At 68.8% G+C, this 25305-nt stretch carries 26 protein-coding genes; 11 read left to right on the top strand and 15 right to left on the bottom strand.

What is annotated here, in order from left to right; genetic code table 11:
- Positions 1 to 25 precede the first annotated feature (25 nt).
- The 6 genes from V5F66_RS05005 to hemB form a co-directional block, all read right to left on the bottom strand.
- Positions 26 to 1063, bottom strand: coding sequence for a 3-hydroxyacyl-CoA dehydrogenase NAD-binding domain-containing protein (locus tag V5F66_RS05005; RefSeq protein WP_394051029.1), 1038 nt, complete (start codon positions 1061 to 1063; stop codon positions 26 to 28).
- 104 nt (positions 1064 to 1167) lie between these two features.
- Entirely contained in the window at positions 1168 to 1851 is a 684-nt protein-coding gene (locus V5F66_RS05000) for a MarC family protein (protein WP_012116260.1), read from the bottom strand.
- A gap of 22 nt (positions 1852 to 1873) precedes the next feature.
- A complete protein-coding gene (locus V5F66_RS04995) occupies positions 1874 to 2623 on the bottom strand; it encodes an arginyltransferase (RefSeq protein WP_012116261.1) in 750 nt (249 codons plus the stop codon).
- 80 nt (positions 2624 to 2703) lie between these two features.
- Entirely contained in the window at positions 2704 to 3249 is a 546-nt protein-coding gene (locus V5F66_RS04990; protein ID WP_012116262.1) for an RDD family protein, read from the bottom strand.
- A 91-nt stretch (positions 3250 to 3340) separates the two neighbouring features.
- The gene (locus tag V5F66_RS04985; RefSeq protein WP_394051027.1) at positions 3341 to 4618 is read right to left on the bottom strand and encodes a threonine ammonia-lyase; all 1278 of its coding nucleotides are present in this window, start codon (positions 4616 to 4618) and stop codon (positions 3341 to 3343) included.
- Between the two features lie 103 nt (positions 4619 to 4721).
- Positions 4722 to 5786, bottom strand: a complete 1065-nt coding sequence (gene hemB, locus V5F66_RS04980) for a porphobilinogen synthase (RefSeq protein WP_394093563.1) — start codon at positions 5784 to 5786, stop codon at positions 4722 to 4724.
- A gap of 214 nt (positions 5787 to 6000) precedes the next feature.
- Between hemB and V5F66_RS04975 the strand changes: the two genes are divergently transcribed.
- From V5F66_RS04975 to V5F66_RS04965, 3 genes are all read left to right on the top strand, one after another.
- Entirely contained in the window at positions 6001 to 7071 is a 1071-nt protein-coding gene (locus tag V5F66_RS04975; RefSeq protein ID WP_394093383.1) for an enoyl-CoA hydratase/isomerase family protein, read from the top strand.
- On the top strand, positions 7068 to 7499 hold the full coding sequence (locus V5F66_RS04970; RefSeq protein ID WP_012116266.1) for a DUF6163 family protein: 432 nt from the start codon (positions 7068 to 7070) through the stop codon (positions 7497 to 7499). Before V5F66_RS04975 ends, V5F66_RS04970 begins: the two co-directional genes overlap by 4 nt.
- A gap of 140 nt (positions 7500 to 7639) precedes the next feature.
- Positions 7640 to 8305: an O-methyltransferase gene (locus V5F66_RS04965; RefSeq protein ID WP_394093382.1), complete on the top strand. Its 666-nt coding sequence runs from the start codon at positions 7640 to 7642 to the stop codon at positions 8303 to 8305.
- Between the two features lie 146 nt (positions 8306 to 8451).
- On the opposite strand, the gene V5F66_RS04960 is transcribed toward V5F66_RS04965, so the two are convergent.
- The 3 genes from V5F66_RS04960 to V5F66_RS04950 form a co-directional block, all read right to left on the bottom strand.
- Positions 8452 to 8739, bottom strand: a complete 288-nt coding sequence (locus V5F66_RS04960) for a helix-turn-helix domain-containing protein (protein ID WP_012116268.1) — start codon at positions 8737 to 8739, stop codon at positions 8452 to 8454.
- Between the two features lie 183 nt (positions 8740 to 8922).
- On the bottom strand, positions 8923 to 9618 hold the full coding sequence (locus V5F66_RS04955) for an SDR family NAD(P)-dependent oxidoreductase (RefSeq protein ID WP_394002226.1): 696 nt from the start codon (positions 9616 to 9618) through the stop codon (positions 8923 to 8925).
- A 127-nt stretch (positions 9619 to 9745) separates the two neighbouring features.
- Complete coding sequence (locus V5F66_RS04950; protein WP_012116270.1) at positions 9746 to 10081, bottom strand: Rieske 2Fe-2S domain-containing protein; 336 nt, start codon at positions 10079 to 10081, stop codon at positions 9746 to 9748.
- Positions 10082 to 10260: 179 nt separating this feature from the next.
- On the opposite strand from V5F66_RS04950, the gene V5F66_RS04945 reads away from it, so the two are divergent.
- Together V5F66_RS04945 and V5F66_RS04940 are read left to right on the top strand one after the other, a co-directional pair.
- Complete coding sequence (locus V5F66_RS04945) at positions 10261 to 11085, top strand: indole-3-glycerol phosphate synthase TrpC (protein WP_394093381.1); 825 nt, start codon at positions 10261 to 10263, stop codon at positions 11083 to 11085.
- A 156-nt stretch (positions 11086 to 11241) separates the two neighbouring features.
- Complete coding sequence (locus V5F66_RS04940; RefSeq protein WP_012116272.1) at positions 11242 to 11469, top strand: FmdB family zinc ribbon protein; 228 nt, start codon at positions 11242 to 11244, stop codon at positions 11467 to 11469.
- 21 nt (positions 11470 to 11490) lie between these two features.
- Here V5F66_RS04940 and V5F66_RS04935 read toward each other — a convergent pair whose 3' ends face one another.
- Positions 11491 to 13128 carry a PEP/pyruvate-binding domain-containing protein gene (locus V5F66_RS04935; RefSeq protein WP_394093380.1) on the bottom strand — a complete coding sequence of 546 codons (1638 nt, stop codon included), beginning with the start codon at positions 13126 to 13128 and terminating at the stop codon, positions 11491 to 11493.
- On the bottom strand, positions 13125 to 15065 hold the full coding sequence (locus tag V5F66_RS04930; RefSeq protein ID WP_394051015.1) for a hypothetical protein: 1941 nt from the start codon (positions 15063 to 15065) through the stop codon (positions 13125 to 13127). Before V5F66_RS04930 ends, V5F66_RS04935 begins: the two co-directional genes overlap by 4 nt.
- A gap of 224 nt (positions 15066 to 15289) precedes the next feature.
- Here V5F66_RS04930 and recQ point away from each other — a divergent pair, with 224 nt between their 5' ends.
- Positions 15290 to 17113 carry a DNA helicase RecQ gene (gene recQ, locus V5F66_RS04925; RefSeq protein WP_394093379.1) on the top strand — a complete coding sequence of 608 codons (1824 nt, stop codon included), beginning with the start codon at positions 15290 to 15292 and terminating at the stop codon, positions 17111 to 17113.
- 27 nt (positions 17114 to 17140) lie between these two features.
- Here recQ and V5F66_RS04920 read toward each other — a convergent pair whose 3' ends face one another.
- On the bottom strand, positions 17141 to 17629 hold the full coding sequence (locus V5F66_RS04920; RefSeq protein WP_394005661.1) for a CinA family protein: 489 nt from the start codon (positions 17627 to 17629) through the stop codon (positions 17141 to 17143).
- Positions 17630 to 17888: 259 nt separating this feature from the next.
- Here V5F66_RS04920 and yajC point away from each other — a divergent pair, with 259 nt between their 5' ends.
- Genes yajC through V5F66_RS04895 form a run of 5 tightly spaced genes read left to right on the top strand, consistent with a single transcriptional unit; the run spans position 17889 to position 22238 of the window.
- The gene (gene yajC / locus V5F66_RS04915) at positions 17889 to 18236 is read left to right on the top strand and encodes a preprotein translocase subunit YajC (RefSeq protein ID WP_012116277.1); all 348 of its coding nucleotides are present in this window, start codon (positions 17889 to 17891) and stop codon (positions 18234 to 18236) included.
- Between the two features lie 33 nt (positions 18237 to 18269).
- Entirely contained in the window at positions 18270 to 19877 is a 1608-nt protein-coding gene (gene secD, locus V5F66_RS04910; protein WP_012116278.1) for a protein translocase subunit SecD, read from the top strand.
- Positions 19878 to 19890: 13 nt separating this feature from the next.
- A complete protein-coding gene (secF, locus tag V5F66_RS04905) occupies positions 19891 to 20964 on the top strand; it encodes a protein translocase subunit SecF (RefSeq protein WP_012116279.1) in 1074 nt (357 codons plus the stop codon).
- 4 nt (positions 20965 to 20968) lie between these two features.
- The gene (locus V5F66_RS04900) at positions 20969 to 21349 is read left to right on the top strand and encodes an Mth938-like domain-containing protein (protein WP_041576070.1); all 381 of its coding nucleotides are present in this window, start codon (positions 20969 to 20971) and stop codon (positions 21347 to 21349) included.
- 7 nt (positions 21350 to 21356) lie between these two features.
- Positions 21357 to 22238: a phytoene/squalene synthase family protein gene (locus V5F66_RS04895; RefSeq protein WP_394093378.1), complete on the top strand. Its 882-nt coding sequence runs from the start codon at positions 21357 to 21359 to the stop codon at positions 22236 to 22238.
- A 9-nt stretch (positions 22239 to 22247) separates the two neighbouring features.
- Here V5F66_RS04895 and V5F66_RS04890 read toward each other — a convergent pair whose 3' ends face one another.
- From V5F66_RS04890 to V5F66_RS04880, 3 genes are all read right to left on the bottom strand, one after another.
- Positions 22248 to 23351, bottom strand: a complete 1104-nt coding sequence (locus V5F66_RS04890) for a serine/threonine protein kinase (RefSeq protein ID WP_394093377.1) — start codon at positions 23349 to 23351, stop codon at positions 22248 to 22250.
- Between the two features lie 9 nt (positions 23352 to 23360).
- Positions 23361 to 24776: a methylenetetrahydrofolate--tRNA-(uracil(54)-C(5))-methyltransferase (FADH(2)-oxidizing) TrmFO gene (trmFO, locus tag V5F66_RS04885; RefSeq protein ID WP_394093376.1), complete on the bottom strand. Its 1416-nt coding sequence runs from the start codon at positions 24774 to 24776 to the stop codon at positions 23361 to 23363.
- Positions 24777 to 24987: 211 nt separating this feature from the next.
- Positions 24988 to 25149 carry a DUF1127 domain-containing protein gene (locus tag V5F66_RS04880; RefSeq protein ID WP_081437109.1) on the bottom strand — a complete coding sequence of 54 codons (162 nt, stop codon included), beginning with the start codon at positions 25147 to 25149 and terminating at the stop codon, positions 24988 to 24990.
- Positions 25150 to 25305 lie beyond the last annotated feature (156 nt).

The following is a 25305-nucleotide window of genomic DNA, read 5'->3' as shown; positions in this document are numbered from 1 at the left end:
CCGCTTGGGGTGAGGGCGGTTGCCCTCAGTCCGCCTTGTGCACCGCCACCGGGTCGCTGGCCGGGAAGCTCTCCTCCAGCGCCTCGTCGAGCCGCTCGCTCAGGTCCTGCTTCTCCTCCACCGCATCATGGGCGCGCTTCAGCGCCACGATCTGTGTCAGCAGGGTGTCGCGCCGCTGCGCCAGTTCGGCGATGGACCGGCCGCCGGCTTCCTCCGTCACCCCTTCCACCAGCTTCGCCTGAAGCTCCGGGGTCACTTTCGGCGTGCCGAGATCGTCCCACCAGGTTTCCACCGCCGGCAAAAGGTGGTGCATGAAATGGGCGAGGCCGCCCGCGCCGCCGCCGAGGTGGAAGGTCATGTGCTGGCCCATGAGCGCCCAGCGCAGGCCGGGGCCTTCCGAGACCGCCGCATCCACGTCCGCCACCGAAACCACGCCCTGCTCCACCAGATGGATGGCCTCGCGCCACAGCGCCGCCTGCAGGCGGTTGGCCACATGGCCGGCGACCTCCTTGTGGATCTCGATGGGGTGCTTGCCCATGGCCCGGTAGAAATCCATGGCGGTTTCGATGGCGGCGCGGCTTGCCTTCCCGCCGCCCACCACCTCCACCAGCGGAATGAGGTGCGGGGGATTGAAGGGGTGGCCGATGATGCAGCGCTCGGGATGCCGGCAGCCCTCGGCGATGCGGCTCACCAGCAGGCCTGAGGAGGACGAGGCGATCACCACCTCCGGCGGCAGCACCGCGTCGATGGCGGGAAACAGCTTCTGCTTCAGCTCGTAGCGCTCGGGCGCGTTCTCCTGCACGAAGTCGACGCCCGCCACCGCCTTTACCGGGTCCGGCTCGAAGCGCCAGCTGGTGGGGTCGATCGCGCCTTCGCCGCCCAGTTCCATCAGAATCGGCCAGGCGGCCGAGATGAGGCTCTGGGTGGCCTCGGCCGCGCCCGGCGCGGGGTCGCTCACCACCACGTCGAGCCCGCGCGCGAGGAACAGCGCGGCCCAGCTCGCGCCGATGGTCCCGGCTCCGATGACGGCGACGCGGCGGATGGGGTGGTTCGGTTGGGACATGGCAACTCCTGCCTGAGGCTCGGGGGGATTCCCGGTCTTCTAGCAGGAGGAATTCTCTACCGGCAGAGCTGCGACGGTATGACTGCCCTGTTCGGCCGGCGGCCTCAGCGTCCCGGGATCTCGCCCAGCAGGTCGCGGGCGCCGAGCCAGATGATCTGCACGCCGATGGCGAACAGGATGAAGGCGAACAGCCGCACCAGCACGTTGGTGCCGTTCTTGCCCAGCACGCGCTCGATGGTGGGCGCCTCCCGGAAGGCGAAATAGACGGTGAGCGCCACACCGATCAGTCCCGCCACCGCCCCGATGAGGGACGACACGGACATGGCCAGATCCGTGTCGAAGGTGGACCTGTGGCTGGCGGCCAGCGCGATGGTGGTGGCGATGGAGCCTGGCCCCACCGTGAGCGGCAGGGTCAGGGGATAGAAGGCCTGGTCCTTGGCGTGGGCATCATCCAGCGGCGTGCCGTCGGCGCGCTTGGCCGGTTCGTCGCCCTGGTGCAGCAGGTTCCAGCCCACGGAGGTCACCACCACGCCGCCGGCCACCCGCAGCACCGGCAAGGTGATGCCGAAGAACAGGAGCACCTGCGCGCCGATGATCAGCGAGCCCAGAAGCATCAGGAAGCCGTAGACGGCGACGGAGCGGGCCAGCAGTTCCCGGGTCGACGCGGAGCAGCCGCGCACGAAATTGAGGAAGATCGGTGCCCCGCCAAGCGGGTTCACGATGGGAAAGAGAGCAGCGAAGACGGCGAGGAAGATATTGATTGAATTGCTGAAATAGCCCACGCGCATGTCTCCCGCGCCCCGTTGGGGGCTATTTCTCCACCCGCTCCCAGCCGTGCGGCGTCAGGCGCTCCTGGGGCAGGTAGCGGCGCTTATAGTCCATCTTGCGCGAGCCCTGAACCCAATAGCCGAGATAGACATAGGGCAGCCCCATCTGCCGTGCCCGGGTGATGTGGTCGAGGATCAGGAAGGTGCCGAGGGAGCGGTCGTGCACCTGCGGGTTGTAGAAGGAATAGACCATGGACAGGCCGTCCGTGAGCACGTCCGTCAGCGCCACCGCCATGAGGTCGCCGGTGCCGCGGGGGATGATGCGACTGTCCGGCCCGCGCTTGCGGTATTCCACGAGGCGGGTGTGGACATGGGTGTCCTCCACCATCATGGCGTAGTCCAGCACGCTCATGTCGGCCATGCCGCCGGTGCCGTGCCGGCCGGTGACATAGCTGCGGAACAGGGCGTATTGCTCGGAGGTGGGGGTAGCCGGTTTGATCTGGCCGATGAGGTCGGAATTGTCCGCCTGCACCCGGCGGAAGCTGCGGCCTGGAGTGAAGTCGTCCACGCAGATCCGCACCGAAACGCAGGCCTTGCAGCCCTCGCAGGCCGGGCGGTAGGCAATGGACTGGCTGCGCCGGAACCCGCCCTGGGTAAGCACGTCGTTGAGGCTGGCGGCCTTGTCGCCCACAAGGTGCGTGAACACCTTCCGCTCCTCCCGCCCCGGAAGGTACGGGCATGGGGAAGGGGCCGTCAGATAGAATTGCGGTGTATCGCGCGGATGCTCGCTCACGACGTCCTTGCCTCAAGAACACACAGCATCGCCGCTGTGTGGGACGAGGTCAAAGGCGAAGGTGCGCCTGCGGCCAAAAATCAACGCCTGTACCGCAGGGCGTCCGCGCGGATGGCGTTGTTCACCACCACCGTGCCCACAAGGAAATCGTGCAGCAGCCGGCGCCGGTCGTTGAATAGGGCGACCAGCAGCACGAACGGGGTGAAGATGGAAACCGACACCCAGAAGCACACCGCATGCACCGCGCCGAGCACGCTATAGCAGGGCGCGCCGTACCATGTGCGCACCTCGATATCCATGAGTCGCATGCCGAGCGTCGCCGAGGCCGGCGAGCCGAGGGTGAGCGCGTTGTAGGCCAGCGCCACGATCACGAAGGTCGGCCAGATGAAGAAGAAGGCGATCCAGCTCAGGCCGAACGTCACCAGCCCCATCACCAGGACGAACAAATAGAAGAGCACCACCGCGCCCACGACGATCATGGCATCCACCATAAAGGCCATGAGCCGGCGGGAGAGCACGCCCTCGAAGAACTCCGGCTGCGCCACCGGATCAAAGGCATGGGGACGCGCACCGTCCGGATAGCCGTAGGGGGGCGGCTGGCGGGACGTGTCGCTGGTGTTGCTCATGGGTCGAAGACTCCTTCCGACACCTTCAGGTGGTGAAGGCCTCCCTGCAGCGCAAGATCACGGCATCACCAGTCCGCGCCTCCCGCGCACTTCACCAATCGGCGCCTCCGGCGCCCAGGCGCTGCACTGGCAGGCCCTCGCCTTCCAGAGCCTTCTGGATCAGCTCGGCATGGGTCTGGTCCCGGGTCTCCACGGTGAGGTCGAGCCGCGTGCCCTTGGCCGGCACGTCGAGGAAGGTGCGCCGGTGGTGCACCTCCAGGATGTTGGCGCCGAGCTTGCCGAGCAACGTGGCGATGCGCCCCAGCATGCCCGGCCGGTCGAGGATGGTGAGGCGGAAGGAGACGATGCGCTCCTCCCGCTCCAGCTCGCGCAGCAGGATGCCGGCGATCATGCGCGGATCGATGTTGCCGCCGGAGACCACCAGCCCCACCGTCTTGCCGCGGAAGCGCTCGGGTTCGGCGAGGAGCGCGGCAAGGCCGGCGGCGCCGGCGCCTTCGGCCAAGGTCTTCTGGTGCATGAGGAAGGCGTTCACCGCCCGCTCCAGCGCGGTCTCGTCCACCAGCACCACGTGGGGTACCAGGCGCCGCACGATCTGCGAGGTGATGACACCCACGTCGCGCACCGCGATGCCCTCCGCCAGCGTCGGCCCGCCGCAGGGGCGCGCCTCTCCGGTCATGGCGGACCACATGGCGGGATAGAGCTGGGTCTCGACCCCCACCACCTGCGTCGCCGGCGAGCGCCCGGCGAAGGCCAGCGCCATGCCGGAGATGAGCCCGCCGCCGCCGATGGGCACCACCACGGCGTCGAAGGCCGGCCCGTCCTCCATCATCTCCAGCGCCAGCGAGCCCTGGCCGGCGATTACGTCCACGTCGTCATAGGGGTGGACGAAAATGCGGCCCTGCGCCTTGGAGATGCGCGTTGCCTCCTCGAAGGCGTCGGCCACCGTATCGCCGAACAGCACCACCTCGGCGCCGAAGGCTTCCGTGGCGGCCACCTTCACCTGGGGGGTGGTCTCCGGCATGACGATGAGGGTGGAAATCTTCAGCCGCGTGCCATGATAGGCCACCGCCTGGGCATGGTTGCCCGCCGACATGGCCACCACGCCCCGCCGCGCCTCCTCGGGGGTGAGGCGCGCCAGCTTCACCAGCGCGCCGCGCTCCTTGAACGAGGCGGTGACCTGGAGATTCTCATACTTCACATACACATCCGCACCGGTGAGGGCAGACAGGCGCGGGGCGTGCAGGGTGGGCGTGTGCAATACCGCGCCGCTCACCAGCGCCCGCGCCGCCTCCACGTCCGCGAGGGTGACGGGCAGGTCGACGTTGAGGTCGAGGGGGTGGTCGCTGGAGGCGACGGCGGGGGCTGTCATCTTGTCTCTCCCGGCGCGGGCGCTTTGAGCATTTTCAAGCGAGGGGGACTCCGGTCCGCGTGACGAAAATGCGCAAGCTCGAAAAGCTGGAGCGTGAAGCGCTCTAGCCCTGCACGGCCAGCCGCTCGGCAACGCGCGGCGCGAAATAGGTCAGGATGCCGTCGGCGCCGGCGCGCTTGAAGGCGAGCAGGCTCTCGGTGACGATGCGGTCGCCGTCCACCCAGCCGTTGCGGATGGCGCCCTCGATCATCGCGTACTCGCCGGACACCTGATAGGCGAAGGTGGGCAGGCCGAAGGTCTCCTTGAGGCGGTAGACGATGTCGAGATAGGGCAGGCCCGGCTTCACCATGAGCATGTCGGCGCCTTCCTCCACGTCGAGGGCGGCCTCGCGGATGGCTTCCAGGCCGTTGCCGGGGTCCATCTGGTAGGTGCGCTTGTCGCCGGACAGGGTCTTGGCGGTGCCGATGGCGTCGCGGAACGGGCCGTAGAACGCCGACGCATACTTGGCAGCGTAGGACATGATCTGCACGTCGGTGAAGCCCGCCGCGTCCAGCCCGGCGCGGATGGCGCCGATGCGGCCGTCCATCATGTCGGAGGGTGCGATCACGTCCGCCCCCGCCTGCGCCTGCACCACCGACTGCCGCACCAGGATTTCCACGGTCTCGTCATTGAGGATGCGCCCGTCCTCCAGCAGGCCGTCATGGCCGTGGCTGGTGAAGGGGTCCAGCGCCACGTCGGTGATCAACCCGATCTCGGGGATCTCCGCCTTGATGGCGCGCAGGGTCTGGCAAACCAGGTTGTTGCTGTTTAGTGCCTCGCTGCCCAGGGGATCGCGCAGGCTCGGGTCCACATAGGGGAAAATGGCGATCGCGGGGATCTTCAGCTTGGCGGCCATCTCGGCCGCGCGGACCGCCTCGTCCACGGTCAGGCGCTCCACCCCCGGCATGGAGGGGATGGGGGCGCGGGTGGCGGTGCCGTTCATCACGAAGATCGGCCAGATCAGGTCGTCCACGGTGAGGGTGTTCTCACGCACCAGCCGCCGCGCCCAGTCGGTCTTGCGGTTGCGCCGGGGGCGATGGACCAGGTCGAGGCCTTGGAGGTCGAGACCCTGGGTCCGGGCCAGCTCGGCTTCGGAAACGGGACGGATGCGGGGCGTGGTGAAGGCCATGATGCGCTCGTTGTTCAAGGGCGCCCGTCTGCGGGCGCGCGGGGATCCTTATACCCCCCCGGGCACTGACCGGCGAGGGGCGGGAATGCCGGGCAGGGATGTGAAGCCGCGCACGGTGGAGGTGCGCGCAGTCGCGTTGACGGTGCGCAGGGCCACGTCTAACCCTGCCCGGGGAACCGCTCAGCGGCAATCGGCGGCGAAGGGGAGAGGCGCAGTGACAACGGAACCTGAGGTTCTGCTGGAAGAGAAGGGCGCAGCCGGCATCATCACGCTCAACCGGCCCAAGGCGCTCAACGCCTTGAACCTTGCCATGGTGCGCGAGATCCTGCCACGCCTTCGGGCCTGGGCGAAGGATCCCACCATCACCCGCGTCATCATCAAGGGTGCCGGCGAAAAGGCCTTCTGCGCCGGCGGCGACGTACGCTCCATCTACGACCTGGGCCTCTCCGGCCGCGCCGAGGAAGCGCTCGGCTTCTTCCGCGAGGAATATGTCCTCAACGATTATATCGGCAGCTTCCCCAAGCCCTATGTGGCGCTGATCGACGGCATCTGCATGGGCGGCGGCTTCGGCCTCTCGGCCCATGGTGCGCACCGGGTGGCGGGCGACCGCTATCTGTTCGCCATGCCGGAGGTGAATATCGGCCTGTTCCCGGATGTGGGCGGCACCCATGTGCTGCCGCGCCTGCCCGGCGCCTTCGGCGTGTTCCTGGCCCTGACCGGGACGCGAATCCGCGCCGCCGAGGCTCATGCCTGCGGGCTCGCCACCGACGTGGTTCCCTCTGCCGCCTTCCCCGCACTGGAGGAGGCTCTCGTGGCTGGCGCAGACGTGGAGCGGATTCTCGCCGACCATCGTATCGATCCGGGGCCGGGGACATTCGCCAGCCGCGCCGATTTCATCGCCGACACGTTCGGCCGCCCCGATGTGCCGGCCATCCTCGCCGCCCTCGATGACGCTGCGGTGGCCGGTGGGGAGCATGGGGAATTCGCCGCAGCCACCGCCCGCGAGGTGCGCCTGCGTTCCCCCACCAGCCTGTGCATCGCAATGGAGCAGATGCGCCGGGGCCGGGCGCTGGATCTTGGCGCCTGCCTGAAGCTGGAACTGCGCGTGGTGACGCGCGTCATGGCCGGCCACGACTTCTACGAGGGCGTGCGCGCCGTCCTGGTGGACCGCGACAATGCCCCGAAATGGCAGCCGTCAAAGCTCGAAGAGGTGGACAGCGCCGTCATTGCGGCGCATTTCGATCCCATCCCCAACGAACTGGAATTACTGGCACCGGGTGCATGAGCCATTACGATCCCATCGATGCCAGCGCCCGCGCCCAGTGGGAAAACCTGACGCCCTGGCGGCGGCGGCTGTTCCTGTTCCTGCGCGGCGTCGCTGCGTTCCTGCTTATCGAGGGAATTATCCACTGGGCGGTGATTCTCGGCATCGGTGACGGGCCGGAGAGCCGGTTCGAATCCATGCCCACGGCGGCGCAGGCGGCCATCATATGGGCCGCCATCGTCGATCCCATTGCCGGGGTCGGGCTGTGGCTTCGGGCGGGATGGGCGGTGGTGCTGTGGCTCATCGCCACGCTGGCGCAGGTGGTGCTCGGCGCCTGGGCGCCGGCGGGCATGACACGGCTGCTGCTGTTCACCCTGGTGGAACTGGCGCTGGTGGTGGCCTATGCGGTGCTCTCCATCCGCGCCGCGCGCGAGAGCGATCAGGACTGACCGACTTTATACCATCGGCATCGGTCGTTGACCGATGCCGAGTGGGTTTCGCTCAGGAGCCGCGCGGGCTTTACCAAAGGCCCGTGAGCCAAGCTCAAGGGCCTTTGGTATTACTCCCCGGAATGCACGGAGACGGAACCATGAGCGCGACCCTCTGGGCCGAGATGGACGACTATATCGTCGAGCGCCTGCTGCCGGCGGACCCCGTGCTGGACGAGGCGCTCGCGGCCTCCGCCAAGGCCGGGCTGCCGGCCATCTCCGTGTCGGCAGCGCAGGGGCAGATGCTGCATCTCTTCGCCCGCATGATCGGGGCGAGGCGCATCCTGGAGATCGGCACCCTGGGCGGCTACAGCGCCATCTTCCTCGCCCGCGCCTTGCCGGCGGATGGCAAACTGGTGACGCTGGAATTCGAGCCGCGCCATGCCGAGGTCGCGCGCGCGAACCTCGCCCGTGCCGGCCTTTCCGACAAGGTTGACCTGCGCGTGGGCCGGGCCATCGACACCCTGCCCAAGCTGGAAGAGGAAGGGCAGGGGCCGTTCGACCTCATCTTCATCGACGCCGACAAGCCCAGCAATCCGGACTATCTCCATTGGGCGCTGAGGCTGTCGCGTCCGGGCACGGTCATCATCTGCGACAATGTGGTGCGCAGCGGCAGGGTGCTGGATTCCGAAAGCAGTGACGCCAACGTCATCGGCGTGCGACGCCTGTTCGACCTCGCGGGCGCCGACCCGCGCCTGTCCTCCACCGCGGTCCAGACCGTGGGCGCCAAGGGCTATGACGGCTTCGCGCTTCTGCTGGTGGAGTAAACCCAGAAAAAGGGCGCCGGAAGACTCGGTCCCGGCGCCTCGTCCTCAGGACCAGCTGCCGAGATAGGCCAGCGTGGCGATGATCAGGATGATCGCGACGAGAATCCAATGCCGTGCGGCGACTTTGTGCAGGATCATGGCGCTGCTCAGTCGTCGTTTGAGGCGTTGAGGTCTTCGGTGCGCAGGCCTTCGCCCTTCTGCACCAGCTGCACGCCGATGCTGCCGCCGTTGAGGAATGCCACGCCTTCCGCCGCCAGCACGTTGCAGAGGCGGGCGCGGGTCGAGGCCAGCTCGTCGAGCACGCCCGAATCCTGCTCCACCACCTTCACTGTCGGAGCGGTGACGCCGGTGCGGTCCGCCAGTTCGCTGCGCGACCAGCCGAGCAGGGCCCGCGCGGCCTTGATCTGGCGTCCGCTCACCAAGGAATACGGCAACAGTCCTCTCCCCTTTCACGCCGGTCCAGATGGGTCGCCCATCCACCGGCCGCGCCCGTTCGGCGCATGAGCAAAGAGCCCCCGGAGGCATCAGCCGGTCCGGGATCTCCTGCAAGAGGGGGAAGATGGCACGCCCTCAGGCCGCCCACAACGCTCGGGAGGGCTGTGCACGGGCAGGCTTGATCAGAACTTCTCGACCCAGGGGCGCAGTTCCATCTCAGCCGTCCAGGCCGAGCGGTGCTGGCGATGCACGGCCAGATAGGTCTCGGCGATGGCGGCGGGATCGAGCCATTTGTCCGGCGGCCCGGCCTCTCCCTGCGTCGCCCACGACGAGGAGATGCCGCCGTCGATGATGAAATGGGCCACGTGAATGCCGCGCGGCCCCAGCTCCCGGGCGAGGCCCTGGGCGAGGGCGCGCAGGGCGAACTTGGCCATGGCAAACGGCACCGAGTGGGGCATGGCCTTCACGCTGGCGGTGGCGCCGGTGAAGAAGATGGAGCCGCTGCCGCGCTGGAGCATGCGCCGCGCCGCCGCCTGGGCGGTGACGAAGCCGGCGAAGGCGCCGACCGCATATGCGTCCATCACGTCCGCCGGGTCGAGCACCTCGATGGGGCCGCGATAGCGCATGGCGGCGTTGAAGACTACGAGGTCGGGCGTGCCGAAAGTGCGGTCCACCTCGGCGAACATGGCCTCGATGGCCTGCGGGCTCTGCGCGTCGGCAGATATGGCCTGGCCGCCGGTTTCCGCCACGAGGGGCGCAAGCTTCGCCACGTCGCGGGCCACGAGCACGACGCGAAAGCCATCCTTGGCGAGGCGGCGGGCGAGGGCGGCGCTGAGGCCCTTGCCGGCACCGACAATAACGGCGGTTTCCTGTGTCACGGATCGAACTCCGGCTTGCGACCGCTCCACCCGCGAGCGGTGCGCTCCCGGCGGGGATGGCCTCTGCATCCATCATCTTACGGATCAACCGGCCCGGCGGTTACAGCCGGCGGGGCCGGACCCCGGCTCAGGGGGCCGCGAACAGGGGCGTGACGCCTTCGGTGTCGATATAGACGACGCCGTCCTCGACCTTCACCGGATACTGTGCGAGCGGGCATTCCTGCGGCTCGACGGGATCGCCGCTGTTGAGGTCCCAGGTCCAGTAATGCAGCGGGCAGGTGATGATCGTGCCGTCGAACTCGGCCTCGTTGAGGGGCGTGTTGGAGTGGGGACACACGCCCTGGAACGCCTTCATCTCCTCCGCATTGTCGGGCCAGGCCAGGACAATGAGGTGATTGTCGGCGATCACGAGCCGCATGCCGCCTTCGGGCACGGTTTCTGCTTTGCAGACGCGGGTGAACATCTCAGAAAAATCTCTCGGGCGAAGAATAGCGCCATGATCGCTCGTGATGGCGCCCGAGGGAAGAGGAAACCATGCCGCGCCCCAACCGCGACGGTGGCGAAGCGCGGCAAAATCTGGGAAGTTCAAGGGGCATTTTTCGCGCCGGGGCGCCGTTGCCCCGTTGGAGACGGACGTTTTTCATGATTTTGCCAGACGCCAGCCCGCTCAAGCCCTTCATCCTCCAGCGCCGCGACCAGCTCGCGAAGGCCAAGGTCCGCCGCTCCCTCGGCCAGATCCAGGGCAAGGTGGGCGACATGCCCATGACTCGCGGCTTCCAGGGCGCCCTTGCCGCCTCCTTCAAGGCCAATGGCGCGCCGGGCATCATCGCCGAGCTCAAGGGCGGCTCGCCGTTCGATCCCTCGTTCCGCACCATGGTGCCCTACAAGGCGCTGGCCGAGGATTTCGAGGCGGTGGGCGCGGCGGCGCTCTCGGTGGCGGTGGAGCGGCAGGCCTTCCGCGGCTCCTATTCGGATCTCGCCACGGTGCGCGACGCGGTGGACATCCCGCTTCTGGCGCAGGACATCATCTTCGATCTCTACCAGATCCTTGAGGCGCGCCTCGCCGGCGCCGACGCGGTGGTGCTCTCCGCCGCCCTGCTCGGCCCGCAGCTGGCCGAATTCCGCGAGCGGGCGGCCTCCGTCGCCATGGATGCGCTGGTGCAGGTCCACACCCGGCAGGAGGTGGAAGCCGCGCTGGCCGCCGGGGCGGATTTCGTCTGCGCCACCAACCGCAACATCCACACCTTCGAGCTGGTTCCGGGCACCTGCGAGACGCTGATCCCGCTCATTCCAGCGGCCAAGGCGCTGGTGGTGGCGGAAGGCGGCCTTGGCACCGCCGCCGACCGCGAGCGGCTGGGTGCCGCAGGGGCCAAGGCCCTGCTCATCGGCACCGCGATGATGAAGGACGCCGACCCCGCCGGCGTGCTGGAACAGGTGCTCGGCATCGAGACCGAAGCCGCTGACTGATCTGGCCCGCTTCCTGCTTGTCCTACATGAGGCGCAGCCGCACCGGGCGACGACGGTGTGGCGCGCGACCGTTCGTCTTTGGCGCAAATGCACCGCAGATCAATGATTTGCGGGCATTGAGCCGGACGTGACCATGGCAGGAACGGAGATACGGCGGTGCCGCTCTACAACTTTCATTGTCCCGATTGCGACAAGGACACCGAACTGCTCGTGGGCGCGTCGGAAACGCCCGTCTGCCCGTCCTGCGGCAGCCAGAAGCTGGAGCGGATGATCGGCCGCATCGCGCCGGAGGCGAAGCTCGCCGCCGCCGCCAAGGTGTGGCGCGCCCAGGCTGCGCGGGAAGGGCACGCGAGCAATTTCAGCTCTTCCGAACGCAAGCGCTGACCGGGTACGGCTGAACGGCCGCTATCTCGCGCGCGCCGCCCAGCCTGCCACCGTGGCCAGCTCCGCCTCGGGACGGTCCACGACACTCTCGCGGCGGCCGACGAAGACCGTTCCTTCGTCGCCGTCCAGCGATAGCCAGTCGCCCTCTTGGACCTGCGCCGGGCCGAGGCGGGCACTGCGTGACTCGAAATCGATGGCAAGCGCGGCGCACCCCACCACGCAGACGCGCCCGAGCTGGCGCGCGACCACCGCCGCATGGGCGGTGCGACCCCCGACACGGGTGAGCACGCCGGCCGCCAGCGCCATGCCGGCGATATCGTCGGTCGCCACGTCAGGCCGCACCAGGATGACGGGATCGCCGCCTTCCGAGAGGCGCTTGGCGGCCTCGCCGTCGAAAGCGACACGCCCGCTTACCGTGCCTGGAGAGGCGGCCACGCCCTGAGCCGCAACCTCCGCCGTCCCGGTGAAACGTGTGGTTCCCACTTGCGACAGGTCGATGCCGTCGAGCAGGGCGAGGCCCTCCGCCTCTGTCCGCATCCCTTCGGCCACGAAATCCACCGCGATCTTCAGCGCCGCGCGGGGCGTGCGCTTGGCGGAACGGGTCTGGAGGAAGAACAGGCGGCCATCCTCAAAGGTGAATTCCACGTCCTGCACGTCGCGATAGGCCGCTTCCAGCGCGCCAACCCCTGCGGCGAGCTGTGTCGCCACATCCGGCAGCAGGGCCTCGAGCCGGCCGAGCCCTACCGGCTGGCGGCGGCCGGAGACCACGTCCTCGCCCTGGGCCTCGAACAGCATGTCCGCATAAAGGCCATTGGCCCCCGTGGCGGGGTCGCGGGAGAAGGCGACGCCGGAGCCCGAGCGGGCGCTGGCATTGCCGAACACCATGGCCTGCACCGTCACCGCCGTGCCCGACAGGTTCTCCAGGTGGTTGAGGCGGCGATAGTCCTGCGCCTTGGGCGCATCCCACGAGCGGAAAACGGCCTCGGCCGCCGCCCGCAACTGGTCCATGGGCTCCTCCGGGATGGCGGTGCCGAACCGGTCGCGGGCAAGATCGAGATAAAGGCCGGCGAGCCGGTCCAACGCCTCTGGATCCAGCTCCCGGTCGGATGTGACATCCTCGGCGGTCTGAACGGCGCGTAGCACGTCCTCGAACGGGCCGCGCGGCAGGCCCGCCACCACCTCGCAATAGCCTTCGATGAAGCGCCGCCGGCAATCGGCCGCAAGGCGCGGATTGCCGTAAAGGCGCATCAGGCCGCGGGTGGTCGTTGCGGTCATGCCCACGTCCAGCACCGTTTCCAGCATGCCGGGCATGGACTTTTCCGCCCCCGAGCGCACCGAGACGAGGAGAGGCCGGCGCCGGTCGCCGAAGCCGCGCGCGGTGACGCGTTCGAGATAAGCGATGCCCTGCTCCAGCAGGGCGCCTATGCGCTTTTCGGCATGGGGCTTCCCGCACAGGGCGGTGGAGAGCACGAACGCCGGCGGCACGTTGAGGCCGAGGGCATTCATGCGCCACAGCTGCGCGGCCTTGGAGCCGAAGGCGTGGGCGGAGAGCGGCTGGGTGTCGCCGCCGGGACCGATGAAGCCAATCAGGGGCGAGGCTGCCCGGTGGGAGCCGTGCGGTTCGTCCGCGTCGGACAGGCGCGCGCTGAGGGTTGTCACGATCCCACCTCCTCCAGAACACAGCCGCGCAGCGCCAGGGCGGCGCGGGCGAGATGGTCGGTGCCGGTTTCCATGGCGCGGGCCACCTCCATGGTCGCGACCAGCGCGGACGCCGGCACCGGAGCCGGATCGCCAAGCACGGCTGCCACCACCCGGCGATGGGCCTCATCGGCGCGGCGCTCGCCTTCCATCACGGCGTCGATGGCTTCGAGCGCGTCGGTGATGTCCTCGCGCCGGCCCGCCGGTCCCTCGCAGGCGGCGGCCACGGCGCGTACCAGGTCGCCGCAGCAGGCCATGGCCACGCTCACCAGCTCCGCGAGCGGGGAGGCGGCATCCGTGGTCTCCCGCCTTGAACGGGTACCGAGCAGGAAGGCGGCTTCCTCGAACGAGTCGGTCGCCTCCTCCACCCATTCGGCGAGCGGCAGGAATCGCCGGCCCCGGCCGAAGGGGCCGCTCGCCAGATCCCGGGCCGCCAGCACCTGCCGATCCGCCTTCTCCTCCAGCCGCTTGGCCCGTCGCTGGAAGGCGGCGCGGACGCCGTCGGTGCTCTCGCCCGGTTCGTCAAGGGCTTCGGCCACCTCGGCGGCGAGCATCCGGGCGAGGCCGAGCTGGGTGAGCGCCATGGCAAGCACTTCCTGCTCGGCCGAGCCGAAGCTGCGGGCCAGTTCCGCCCGCACCTCGTCCTTGATGAGCCGGACCGAGCGCTGGGCTCCGAGCCCCTCGCTGGTCAGCCGCAGCACCTCGCCCAGCAACCGCGCCACCGCGCCAGCTCCGAGAACCCGGTCGAGACGGGCGCCGTAGGGCACGCGGCCCTCGGCGCTGCGCCGGACCGCGTCGAAGATCAGTTCCGCCCCGCCCAGCTCCAGGAAGGCCCGGTGGCCGAAGTGGGCCCGCGCGGCATCGGCGAGGAGGCGGATGGCTGTGGCCTTGTCGACGAAGGTCTGGAGCGTCTTGCGCGCCTTGTTCCAGTCGATCAGGAAGACGAGGTGGGCGCCCACCGCATCGAGGAAGGAGTCGAGATCAGCCGTGTCCCGGGCGGTGTAGCGGCCCGTTACCAGGAAAAAGCTCCCGCCCTCGGCGAGGCCCGCCACGCTGCGTTCGGCCAGCGGCGTCCAGGTGGCGGAAAAATCCCGGAACAGGGAGATGAAGAACTTGGCGCGCGAGCGGTGCACGTCGGTGTAGGTGACTGTGGCGTCAAGCCCCTCCACCGCCAGGATGATCACATGGGCATCGGTGGTGCCGATGTCGTTCTGGAGGATCAGCCGTGCGCCCGAACGGCTGGCCGTGGTGTCGAGCCCGGGATGGCCGAAGGCAAGGCCGCGGGTACGGTTGAGCCCGGCCATGAAGGCTTCGATCCGGTCGTGGTCCTCAGCACGCACGCCGAGCGCGCGGGCTCCAGCAATGGTCTCGGCGGCGACGGCGGCGGAAAGCTGGTTGAGCGCCTTGTGCAGGTCCATGACCACGAGGTGGGCGCTGTCCTCGCCGCCGCGCCGGGCGGAGGTGAGGCGCACCAGTGCAGGCTCATCCAGCATATCTCCGGTGATGCTGGCGAAGGCCGAGCGCAAGGCGGCGAGGCGATCGGAAAAGCCGGAGGCGGCGGGCACCTGAGCCGCATCCAGCGGCGCGGCCATGGTGGCGATATCGTCGAGGATGCCATCCATCAGCCGGCGCGCGCCGGGGATGGCATAACCTCCGCCGTCCACAATCTGGGCGCCGGTGACGGTCGCATCGAGGCCATCCTCGGTGGCTCCGGCGGCGCGGGCCTCCGCAGCCATCAGGCGGACCGGGCGCAGCGGCGCCTTGGCGTGGGCCACGGCTTCCTGAAGCGCGGTCATGCGCAGCTTCGCCCGGTCGTTGGCCTGAAGCGCCGCCTCTATGAGGGCGGGAAGCAGCAGTTCGCCTTCCCCAAGCTCTTCGACGATCTGGGATTTTCGCATGGCACCGCCTTCCCCAGCCGGATCGGGTCCGGCGCGCGACTTTGAAATCCGGCTCACATGGGGCGGCACGGCCCGTCCGGGCCGATGGAGCTGGATCTTCGAGCGTGCTGACTACGACCTCTTCTTGACACTTCGACGACACCGCCCCGTGTCATTGCGCAGCGTCAGCCGCGGCGCGGCTTCCGCCCGCATTGCCCGGCCGGCCGACGGGTCTATAAGGCGCCATGCCCGCCTTTGAAGCCGCCCCTGATTCCGATCCGCTCCGCGTCCTGCGCCATGTCTTCGGCTACGAGGCCTTTCGCGGGCATCAGAAGGAGATCGTGGAGCACGTGGCGGCGGGGGGCGATGCCCTGGTGCTGATGCCCACGGGCGGCGGCAAGTCCCTGTGCTATCAGGTGCCGGCGCTGGTGCGGCCGGGCACCGCCATCGTCGTCTCGCCCCTCATCGCTCTGATGCACGACCAGGTGCAGGCCCTGCGCCAGCTGGGTGTTAAGGCGGCCATGCTCAATTCGTCGCTCGCCCCCGGCGAAGCGCGGCAGGTGGAACGGGCCCTCGCCATGGGCGACCTCGACCTGCTCTACGTGGCGCCCGAGCGGCTCCTGACCGACAGCTTCCTGACCCTGCTGGATGGTGCGCGCATTTCGCTCTTCGCCATCGACGAGGCCCACTGCGTGTCCCAGTGGGGGCACGACTTCCGGCCCGAATACCGCCAGCTCACCATCCTGCACGAGCGCTTCCCCGGCGTGCCGCGGCTCGCCCTCACCGCCACGGCGGACGGGCCCACCCGCCGCGAGATCATGGAGCGGCTGGCGCTGGAGGAGGGCAGGGTTTTCCTTTCCTCCTTCGACCGGCCCAACATCCACTACCGCATCGAGCCGAAGGCCAATCCCCGGGCCCAGCTGCGGGCCTTCCTCGACGCCCACGCGGACGAGGCGGGCATCGTCTATTGCATGAGCCGGGCGAAGGTGGAGGCCACCGCCGAGATCCTCTCCACCGAGGGCCGCACCGCGCTGCCCTACCATGCCGGCCTCGACGCCGACACCCGCGCCCGCCACCAGGACCGATTCCTGAAGGAGGAGGGGGTGGTGATGGTGGCCACCGTCGCCTTCGGCATGGGCATCGACAAGCCGGACGTGCGTTTCGTGGTCCATCTCGACCTGCCGAAAAGCATCGAGGCCTATTACCAGGAGACCGGCCGCGCCGGTCGTGACGGCCTGCCCTCCGAAGCGCTGCTGCTCTACGGCGTGGAGGATGTGGCGAAACTCATCCAGTTCGTGGAATCCTCCGACTCGCCCGAGGCGAGGAAGCGTGTGGAGCGCGGCAAGCTCGATGCCCTGCTCGGCCTGTGCGAGACCGCGAGCTGCCGCCGCCAGGTGCTGCTGAAATATTTCGAGGAGGACCTCCCCGAGCCCTGCGGCAATTGCGACACCTGCCTCTCGCCCCCGCGCACCTTCGATGGGACCGAGGCGGCACAGAAGCTTTTGTCCTGCGTCTACCGCACCGGCGAGCGCTTCGGCGCCGGCCACGTCATCGACGTGCTCAAGGGCGAGGCCAACGACAAGGTGCTGAAGTTCGGCCACGAGAAGCTCTCCACCTTCGGCATCGGCAAGGATTTCTCGCGGGACGAGTGGCGCGCCATCGTCCGCCAGCTGGTGGCCATGGGCCATTTGTGGGTGGATGTGGAGGGCCACGGCAGCCTGGGTCTCACCGAAAAATGCCGCGCCGTGTTGCGTGGCGCCGAGAAGGTGGAGCTGAAGGCGGAGGCGCGCACCCGCCCGGCCCGCGTCACCGGTGGCGCGCGGGGGGCGGGGCCGGTGCTGTCGGACCCGGCGGACGAGGCCCTGTTCCGCAAGCTCAAGACGCTGCGGCTGGAGATCGCCCGCGCCCAGGGCGTGCCGCCTTATGTGATCTTCCACGACACCACGCTGATGGCCCTGGCCGAGCTGAAGCCCGATTCCATGAAGGCGCTGGGCATGATTTCCGGCATCGGCGAAGCCAAGCTCACGCGCTACGGTAGCCAGTTCCTCGCCGTGATCGCGGAAGGGTAGGGCGCGCGTAGAAGCCTGCCGGGCGCGTCAGGACGCCGCGCGGGCCAGCAGGTCGAGGGCTTCCAGCACGGAGAGCTGGCGAATCTCGCCGCGCCCGACTTCGCCGAAGCGCTTTTCCCGGTGCTCCACGGTGCCGTCCTTGCGGGCGCAGGCGAAATGCACCAGCCCCACCGGCTTTTCCGCCGAGCCACCGCCCGGCCCCGCGATGCCGGTGATGGCCACCGCCGCATCCACGCCGGCCGCCTCCAGGGCGCCCTTGGCCATGGCACGGGCGGTCTCCTCGCTCACGGCGCCATAGGCGGCAAGCGTCGCCTCGGGAACGCCGAGCATGGCCGTCTTGGCGGGGTTGGAATAGGTGACGAACCCCCGGTCCACCACATCGGAGGAGCCCGGCACCTCCGTCAGCGCCGCCGCCACGAGGCCGCCAGTGCAGGATTCGGCGGTGGCGAGGGTGAGGCCGCGGGCGCGAAAGGCTTCGAGGACCGTGACGGCACGGCCATAGGTTTCCTCATCCATGGGTCGGTCTCCCCTGATGCGCCGGCCGGTCTGCTACCGGGCCGCGCCCTTGCGCGCACTGGCTCGGGCAGGCGGCACCACCCTACCCGGAGGTGGCGTAACATGTGGGTCCGGCCTGCCCGCCGGCCTCGCCTTTTCAACAGTTCCGTGATTGCTTCGGCCCCTCGTTTGCATTCGACGGGCCGGCCGCTATAGTCCCGCCGCCCCGCCGGACCCCGGCGCGGCAGGGATTCCCACCACCGACCGAACGAGGACGCAAATGTTCATTACGCCCGCTTTCGCCCAAGGCGCCACGGGAGCCGGCGGCGGGGCCGACATGCTCATTCAGCTCGCTCCGTTCCTGCTCATCTTCGTGGTGATGTATTTCCTCATCCTGCGGCCGCAGCAGAAGCGCGCCAAGGCCCACCAGGAAATGGTCGGCGCCCTGCGTCGCGGCGACGTGATCGTCACCGCCGGCGGCCTCGTGGGCAAGGTGACCCGCGTGGTGGACGACGCTGAGATCGAGCTGCAGATCGCCGACAATGTCCGCGTGCGGCAGCTGCGTACGCAGATCGCCACCGTCCGCGCCAAGGGCGAGCCGGCCAAGGACGAAGCGCCCGCGGCCTGAGCCGCCGATTCCCTTTTGAGATAAACGCGCGACATGCTGCACTTCTCCCGCCTCAAGACCACGGCGATCCTCCTCACCATCGCCGTGGGACTCTTGTTCGCGCTGCCCAACGTCCTGCCCCAGAGCGCGCTGGCGCACCTGCCTTCGTGGCTGGCCTCCAGCCGCGTGACGCTGGGCCTCGACCTTCAGGGTGGCTCGCACATCCTGCTCGAGGTGGATGGTTCGGCGCTGCGCAAGGAACGCACCGAGCAGGTGCGCGACGAGATCCGCCGCGTCCTGCGTGACCAGAAGATCGGCTATTCCAACCTCGCGGTGCGCGACACCTCGGTGAGCCTGCGGCTGCGCGATCCCGCCGACACCCAGAAGGCGGTCGCCGAACTGCGCAAGCTGGCGGTGCCGGTGACCAACGCGCTGTTCGGCAATTCGTCCGGCGAGTTGGATCTCCTGGTCTCCTCCAGCTCCGACGGCGCCGTGACGGTGCAACTGAGCGAGGCCGGGCTCAACGCCCGCATGCGCTCGGCGGTGGAGCAGTCCATCGAGATCATCCGCCGCCGTATCGACCAGCTCGGCACGGTGGAACCCAATATCCAGCGCCAGGGCCTCGACCGCATCCTGGTGCAGGTGCCCGGCCTTCAGGACCCGCAGAGGCTGAAGAATCTGCTCGGCCAGACCGCCAAGCTCTCGTTCCGCATGGTGGACCAGTCCATGTCGCCGCAGCAGGCGCTGGAAGGCCGTCCGCCGCCGGACTCCGAAGTGCTGCAAGGCCAGGACGGCCAGCCCTATCTGGTCGAGAAGCAGGTGCGCGTGTCCGGTGAGGACCTGGTGGATGCCCAGCCGGGCTTCGACCACAATTCCCGCGAGCCCATCGTTTCCTTCCGCTTCAACAACAACGGTGCCCGGCGCTTCGCCGCCACCACCCAGGACGCGGTGGGTCGGCCCTTCGCCATCGTGCTCGACAACCAGGTGATTTCCGCCCCGGTGATCCGCGAGCCCATCCTCGGCGGCTCGGGGCAGATTTCCGGCTCCTTCACCGTGCAGCAGGCCAACGACCTCGCCATCCTGCTGCGCGCCGGCGCGCTGCCGGCCCCGCTGAAGGTGGTGGAAGAGCGCACGGTTGGCCCGAGCCTCGGCGCCGACTCGATCCATGCCGGCAAGGTCGCCGCCTATGTGGCGACAGCGCTGGTGGCGGTGTTCATGATCGCGGTCTACGGCCTGTTCGGCCTGTTCGCGCTGGTTGCGCTTGCGGTCCACATCATGCTGATGTTCTCGCTCCAGTCGATCCTGGGCGCGACGCTGACCATGCCGGGCATCGCCGGCGTGGTGCTCACCATCGGCATGGCGGTGGATTCCAACGTCGTCATCTTCGAGCGCATGCGCGACGAGGCGCGGGAAGGCCGGTCGGCCATTTCCGCCATCGACAAGGGGTTCGTGAACGCGCTCGGCACCATCCTCGACGCCAACGTCACTTCGCTCGCGACCGCCGTCATCCTGTTCCTCATGGGCGGGTCCGGCCCCGTGCGCGGGTTCGCGGTGACCTATATCCTCGGCCTTCTGACCACCATGTTCACTGCCTATACCCTGACGCGGCTGATGATCGCCTATTGGGTGAAGTGGCGGCGGCCGGCAAAGCTGCCCATCTGAAGGTCCGCCGCACATGCCCTTGATCGATTACATTCCGGCGCAGACCAACATCCACTTTATGCGCCTGCGCCACTGGACGTTCCCGTTCTCGGCGGTGATATCCATCGTCGCCGTGGTGCTGTTCGCCATCCATGGCTTCAACCTGGGCATCGATTTTAAGGGCGGCACCCTGATCGAGGCGCAGACCAGCCAGCAGGTCGCCGACGTGGGTGCCCTGCGCGAGCACCTGACCGACCTCGACGTGGGCGACGTGCAGATCCAGGAATTCGGCTCGCCCCGCGACGTGCTGATCCGCGTCGGCGCGTTCGGCACTACCGATGAGGCCCAGCAGGCGATCATCACCAAGGTGCGCGACGTGCTCGGCGCCGAATACAGCGTGCGCCGCGTGGAGACGGTGGGCCCGAGCGTGTCGGGCGAACTGGTGCGCCAGTCCATTCTCGCCCTGGTGCTCGGCGCGGTGGCGGTGCTCGCCTATCTGTGGTTCCGCTTCGAATGGCAGTTCGCCGTGGGCGCCATTGTGACGACGATGCACGACATCTTCGTCACCCTGATGATCTATTCGGCCTTCGGCATCGATTTCGACCTCACGTCGATCGCGGCCATCCTCACCATCATGGGCTATTCGCTCAACGACACGGTGGTGGTGTACGACCGCATCCGCGAGATGCTGCGCCGCTACAAGAAGCTGCCGCTGCCGGAGCTGCTCGACATCGCGGTGAACGCCACCTTCTCGCGAACCATCATCGTTTCCACCACCACATTCTTCGCCACCCTCGCCCTCTATTTCTTCGGCGGCGAGGTGCTGCGCGGCTTCTCGCTGGCCATGACGGTGGGCGTGGTGATCGGCACCTATTCCACCATCTTCGTGGCGGCGCCCATCCTCATCCACCTGGGCCTGCGCTCGTCGACGGTGGCCGGCCCGGCCAAGAGCGAGCCGGAAGCGGTGCTGGGCGTGGACGAGGCGGCCAAGCTCTCCGAGGCGGAAGCCGAAGTGGTGGACGAGCCGGTGCCTCCGGCTCCGGCCAAGGGCGGCAGCAAGGGCGCCAAGGGCGGTAAGCGTCCGCCCGCCCGTCCCGCCAAGGCGTGATGCGGTGGCAAGCCCGCCCGGCGTGCCCTTCTTCCCCCGGCAGGTCACCATAGATGGCTATGGCGACCGCTTCTTCCACTTCGCCAGCATGTCCCATGCCGGCTCCATCCTTGCGCTGCCCTCCGGAATACGCGCCTGGGTGCCCACGGCGATGGCTGAGGTCGATCCCGCTGCGCTGGCGCCGATCCTCGCCGAGGCCGGCACCTTCGAGCTGCTGCTTCTGGGCACCGGCCGCGATCCCGCGCACCTGAAGGAGCCCCTGAAGCAGCTCCTGCGCGAGAAAGGCCTGCGCTTCGAGCTGATGCCGACCGCGAGCGCTGCCTCCACCTACAATGTGCTGCTCGGCGAGGGCCGCCGCGTCGGCGCCGCCCTCATCGCCGTCTGATCCGGCGATGCCGGACGCCGCCATCCTCTCCACAGCTTATGCCTATTGCGCCGAGCAGGTGCGGGCGCAGGACCGCGACCGCTTCCTCGCCGCCCTGTTCGCGCCCGAGGACAAGCGCCGGCATCTCTTCGCCCTCTATGCCTTCAACCTGGACGTGGCGCGCGTGCGCGAAGTGGTGCGCGAGGCGCTGCCCGGCGAAGTGCGCCTTGCCTGGTGGCGGGAGGTGATCGAGGGGGAGGGGCGCGGCGAGGTGGAAGGCCATCCGGTCGCCGCGGCGTTGCTCGACACGACGGAGCGCTTCGCCCTGCCGCGCGCCAGCCTGACCGCGCTCGTGGATGCCCGTATCTTCGACCTTTACGACGACCCCATGCCCACGGTTGCGGATCTGGAGGGCTATGCGGGCGAGACCGCTGCCGCGCTGCTCCAGCTGTCCGCGCTGGTGCTGTCGCCGCAGGCCTCTGCCGGGGCCGGCGACCTCTCCGGACACGGCGGGGTCGCCATCGCCATGACCGGGCTCATGCGTGCCTTCCCCATCCATGCCGCGCGGGGGCAATGCTACCTGCCCCTCGATCTTCTGGCCCGCCACGGCATCGGGCGGGAGGAGGCGGTATCCGGTAAGGTCTCGCCGCCGTTGCTGGCGGCGCTGGCCGAATTTCGCGGCATGGCGGCAGGGCACCTTGCGGCGGCGCGGGGGGCGGCGGAGCGTCTTGGCCCGTCGGCGGCCATCGCCGCGCCCTATCTGCCGCTGGCGCTGGTGGCGGGTGATCTTAAGGCGCTGGCGCGGGTGAGGGACCCGTTCAGCGCCGTGGCCGGGCTTTCGCCCTTTCGCCGCCAGTTCGCGCTCTGGCGCGCGGCGCGGCGTGCCGCGGCCGGGAAGGTGTGGTTCTGAAGCTGTCCGTCACGCCGCCGGGCGGGTGATCCGGTCCGTCAGGTTGAGCCGGCCACGGGCGATTTCCGCCACCTGGAGGCGCACCGCCTCCGAGCCCGCCAGCGCATCCAGCATCTCGATCTGGTTGCGGGCGATGAGCAGCAGCAGGTCGTCGCGAATCGCACCGTCCGCACCGTGGGGCAGGGCGTCCACCAGCTGGAGCTGGTCGAGATGGGGCCGGTCCGGCAGTGCCTGCGCCAGATGCGCCCGCAATGCCTCCACCGTCACCGGCGCGCGTGCGGCAACGAAGGCATAGAGCCCCACCTTGCCCCCCAGGGTCTGGAAATCGGCCATGTGCACCTCGGCCACGGCCGGATGGGCGGCCAGCGCCGCCGCGATGCGCGGCGCCACCTGCGTCACCCGCGGGCCACGCCCCTCGGTATCCGAATAGGACATGAGCCGCCGGGTGACGAAGCGGTAGACCTTCTTGCCCGTGGCCATCCAGATGCGCGTGGGCAGGCTCTTGGTCGCCAGCACCTTCTTCTCGCGCGGCGTGAGCGCCTGCGGGCAATAGGTGCGCTTGTGCTTCAGCAGGTGGCGGATGTCCTCATAGGCCAGCACCCGGCCAAGCTTCCAGCGCCGGCTGATGGGCAGGGCGAGCTGGAAATCCATGAGCCAGGCTTCACCATCGGCCCCACGCAGCCAGTTCTGCTGCTTGGCAAGGTCGTTGTGCACATAGCCCGCGGCATGCAGCTTATGCAGCGCCGAGCGGGCCGAGTGGAAGAAATGCAGGTCGCCGGTGGGCCGCGCGATCTGCAGCGGCGCCCCCTCCACCCAGCCGCGTACCAGAAAGCGGTCGCCCACCGCCAGCAGCGGCGTGGTCACGCCGGTTTTGGTCACCCGCTCCAGCGCCTTGACCTCGAACGCCGCGAGGCGCCGGGCGAGCGGCCCCAGCCAGAGCGACACCTCGTTCCAGCGCCGGCGCACGGCCGGCCAGTCACGCCCGTTCCGGTCGGTCCACACGCCGCGCTCGACGGTGGAGAACACGTCGCGCTTCAGCACCGTGTCCACGGCGAAACGGGCCGGATCGGCGTGGTATTCCACGGGGGGCGGCGGGCTCGAAATGCGCGGCATCGGCGCCTCTTAAGCCGCCCGGGCCGGCGTGTCGAGCCACGCGGCCATGTGGGCCAGCGCCCGCGCGGCCATGGCCTTCTTCTTCGCCAGCGTCTTTTCCGCGCCGCGCAGGCGCTTGCCGGGCTCGCCGCGGGGGGCTTCCTCCAGCGGCGGGAACAGGCCGAAATTGATGTTCATGGGCTGGAAGGAGCGCGGCGCGCCGGCCTCCTCCGCCTCCACATGCCCGCCGGTGATGTGGGCGAGCAGCGCCCCATGCGCCGTGGTGAGCGGGGGCGGCACGAGCGCCTCTCCCCGCCGTTCGGCGGCAGCGAAGCGCCCGGCCATGAGGCCCACGGCCGCGCTTTCCACATAGCCCTCGCAGCCGGTGATCTGGCCGGCGAAGCGCAGACGCGGATCGGCCTTCAGCCGCAGGGTGCCGTCGAGCAGGCGCGGGGAGTTGAGATAGGTATTGCGATGCAGGCCGCCGAGGCGCGCGAACTCGGCATTCTCCAGCCCGGGAATGGTGCGGAAGACGCGCGCCTGCTCGCCATGGCGCAGCTTGGTCTGGAAACCCACCATATTGTAGAGCGTGCCCAGCTTGTTGTCCTGCCGCAGTTGGACGATGGCATAGGCCTTGACGGTCGGGTTATGCGGATTGGTGAGGCCCACCGGCTTCATGGGACCGAAGCGCAGCGTCTCGCGGCCGCGCTCGGCCATCACCTCGATGGGCAGGCAGCCATCGAAATAGGGGGTCTTGGCCTCGAAGTCGCGCATGGGCGCCTTCTCGCCGGCGATCAGCGCATCCACAAAGGCGTGGTACTGCGCCTCGTCCAGTGGGCAGTTGATATAGTCCGCCCCTGTGCCGCCCGGCCCCGGCTTGTCATAGCGCGACTGAAACCAGGCCTTGCCCATGTCGATCGAGTCGAAATGCACGATGGGCGCGATGGCATCAAAGAAGGCCAGCGCCGTCTCGCCCGTCAGCGACAGCACCGCCTCTGCCAGCGCCGGGGAGGTGAGGGGGCCGGTGGCCAGGATCACCTTGTCCCACTCGGCCGGCGGCAGGGTGGTGAGTTCCTCGCGCCGGATCTCGATGAGGGGGTGGTCTTCCAGAGCCTTTGTAACCGCGCGGGAGAAGCCGTCCCGGTCCACCGCCAGCGCGCCGCCGGCGGGCACCTGGTTCTGGTCGGCGGCAGCGAGGATGAGCGAGCCGGCCTGCCGCATCTCGGCATGCAGCACGCCCACCGCATTGCCTTCGGGATCGTCCGAGCGGAAGGAATTTGAGCAGACCAGCTCGGCGAGCCCGTCGGTCAGGTGGGCATCGGTGGTGCGCTGGGGCCGCATCTCGTGCAGCACCACGGGGACGCCGCGGGTCGCGATCTGCCAGGCCGCCTCGGATCCGGCGAGGCCGCCGCCGACAACATGCACGGGGTCGGCTGACTGAGGCATTAGTTCTCCGCTCCGCCGGGGAAGGGGCCTTGAAGGCTGGGGCGCGAGGGACGTGCCGACGGGACGTGCCATGTGCCACAGGCGCCCCGAAGACTTCAACCCCTGCGCCGGATCGGGCGGGCAGTATACGCGCACTGAAAACGAAAATGGCCCCGAACGGGGCCACCATCGATGCCCGGCCGGGAGGCCGGGCTATGTCAGCGTCGTCGGATCAGACGGCGGCGGAAGCGTGCCGGGCGAGGGCGCGGATCTCGCTGCGCGACACATTGATGTCCGCGAGGCTGCGATCATCGAGCTTGGACAGCTCAGTGACAGTGCGATTATACGTCTGCCACCGGCGGAACTGGCGAGCCAGGAAACCCCAGAGCAACATTGGTCTTCTCCACTTTGCGGAAGCGTGTCTTGTGCTTCCGCGACTTTCCCCTCTTAGATACGCCTCCTTGCTGCATTGCCATAGAGCTGATCATGCATTGCAGCATTGCGGGATGTGCATGGAGCTTGGCCGGCTGAGCTTCCGCTGTGGGGAGAA

Origin of the sequence: Xanthobacter versatilis, from assembly GCF_043193975.1 — a bacterium.
GTDB classification, from domain to species: Bacteria; Pseudomonadota; Alphaproteobacteria; order Rhizobiales; family Xanthobacteraceae; genus Xanthobacter; species Xanthobacter autotrophicus_E.
Note: the sequence above shows the minus strand (reverse complement) of the source record. Positions and strands in the feature narration are given on the sequence as shown.

Excerpts from the sequence above, each read along its gene's own strand:
- V5F66_RS04985 (WP_394051027.1), bottom strand. The coding sequence starts at position 4,618 with ATGACAGCCCCCGCCGTCGCCTCCAGCGACCACCCCCTCGACCTCAAC.
- V5F66_RS04950 (WP_012116270.1), bottom strand. The coding sequence starts at position 10,081 with ATGTTCACCCGCGTCTGCAAAGCAGAAACCGTGCCCGAAGGCGGCATG.
- recQ (WP_394093379.1), top strand. The coding sequence starts at position 15,290 with ATGCCCGCCTTTGAAGCCGCCCCTGATTCCGATCCGCTCCGCGTCCTG.
- secF (WP_012116279.1), top strand. The coding sequence starts at position 19,891 with ATGCCCTTGATCGATTACATTCCGGCGCAGACCAACATCCACTTTATG.
- V5F66_RS04890 (WP_394093377.1), bottom strand. The coding sequence starts at position 23,351 with ATGCCGCGCATTTCGAGCCCGCCGCCCCCCGTGGAATACCACGCCGAT.
- V5F66_RS04945 (WP_394093381.1), top strand. The coding sequence starts at position 10,261 with ATGATTTTGCCAGACGCCAGCCCGCTCAAGCCCTTCATCCTCCAGCGC.
- V5F66_RS04990 (WP_012116262.1), bottom strand. The coding sequence starts at position 3,249 with ATGAGCAACACCAGCGACACGTCCCGCCAGCCGCCCCCCTACGGCTAT.
- V5F66_RS05000 (WP_012116260.1), bottom strand. The coding sequence starts at position 1,851 with ATGCGCGTGGGCTATTTCAGCAATTCAATCAATATCTTCCTCGCCGTC.
- V5F66_RS04880 (WP_081437109.1), bottom strand. The coding sequence starts at position 25,149 with ATGTTGCTCTGGGGTTTCCTGGCTCGCCAGTTCCGCCGGTGGCAGACG.
- V5F66_RS04920 (WP_394005661.1), bottom strand. The coding sequence starts at position 17,629 with ATGGATGAGGAAACCTATGGCCGTGCCGTCACGGTCCTCGAAGCCTTT.
- V5F66_RS04970 (WP_012116266.1), top strand. The coding sequence starts at position 7,068 with ATGAGCCATTACGATCCCATCGATGCCAGCGCCCGCGCCCAGTGGGAA.
- secD (WP_012116278.1), top strand. The coding sequence starts at position 18,270 with ATGCTGCACTTCTCCCGCCTCAAGACCACGGCGATCCTCCTCACCATC.
- V5F66_RS04965 (WP_394093382.1), top strand. The coding sequence starts at position 7,640 with ATGAGCGCGACCCTCTGGGCCGAGATGGACGACTATATCGTCGAGCGC.
- yajC (WP_012116277.1), top strand. The coding sequence starts at position 17,889 with ATGTTCATTACGCCCGCTTTCGCCCAAGGCGCCACGGGAGCCGGCGGC.
- hemB (WP_394093563.1), bottom strand. The coding sequence starts at position 5,786 with ATGGCCTTCACCACGCCCCGCATCCGTCCCGTTTCCGAAGCCGAGCTG.
- V5F66_RS04895 (WP_394093378.1), top strand. The coding sequence starts at position 21,357 with ATGCCGGACGCCGCCATCCTCTCCACAGCTTATGCCTATTGCGCCGAG.
- V5F66_RS05005 (WP_394051029.1), bottom strand. The coding sequence starts at position 1,063 with ATGTCCCAACCGAACCACCCCATCCGCCGCGTCGCCGTCATCGGAGCC.
- trmFO (WP_394093376.1), bottom strand. The coding sequence starts at position 24,776 with ATGCCTCAGTCAGCCGACCCCGTGCATGTTGTCGGCGGCGGCCTCGCC.
- V5F66_RS04930 (WP_394051015.1), bottom strand. The coding sequence starts at position 15,065 with ATGCGAAAATCCCAGATCGTCGAAGAGCTTGGGGAAGGCGAACTGCTG.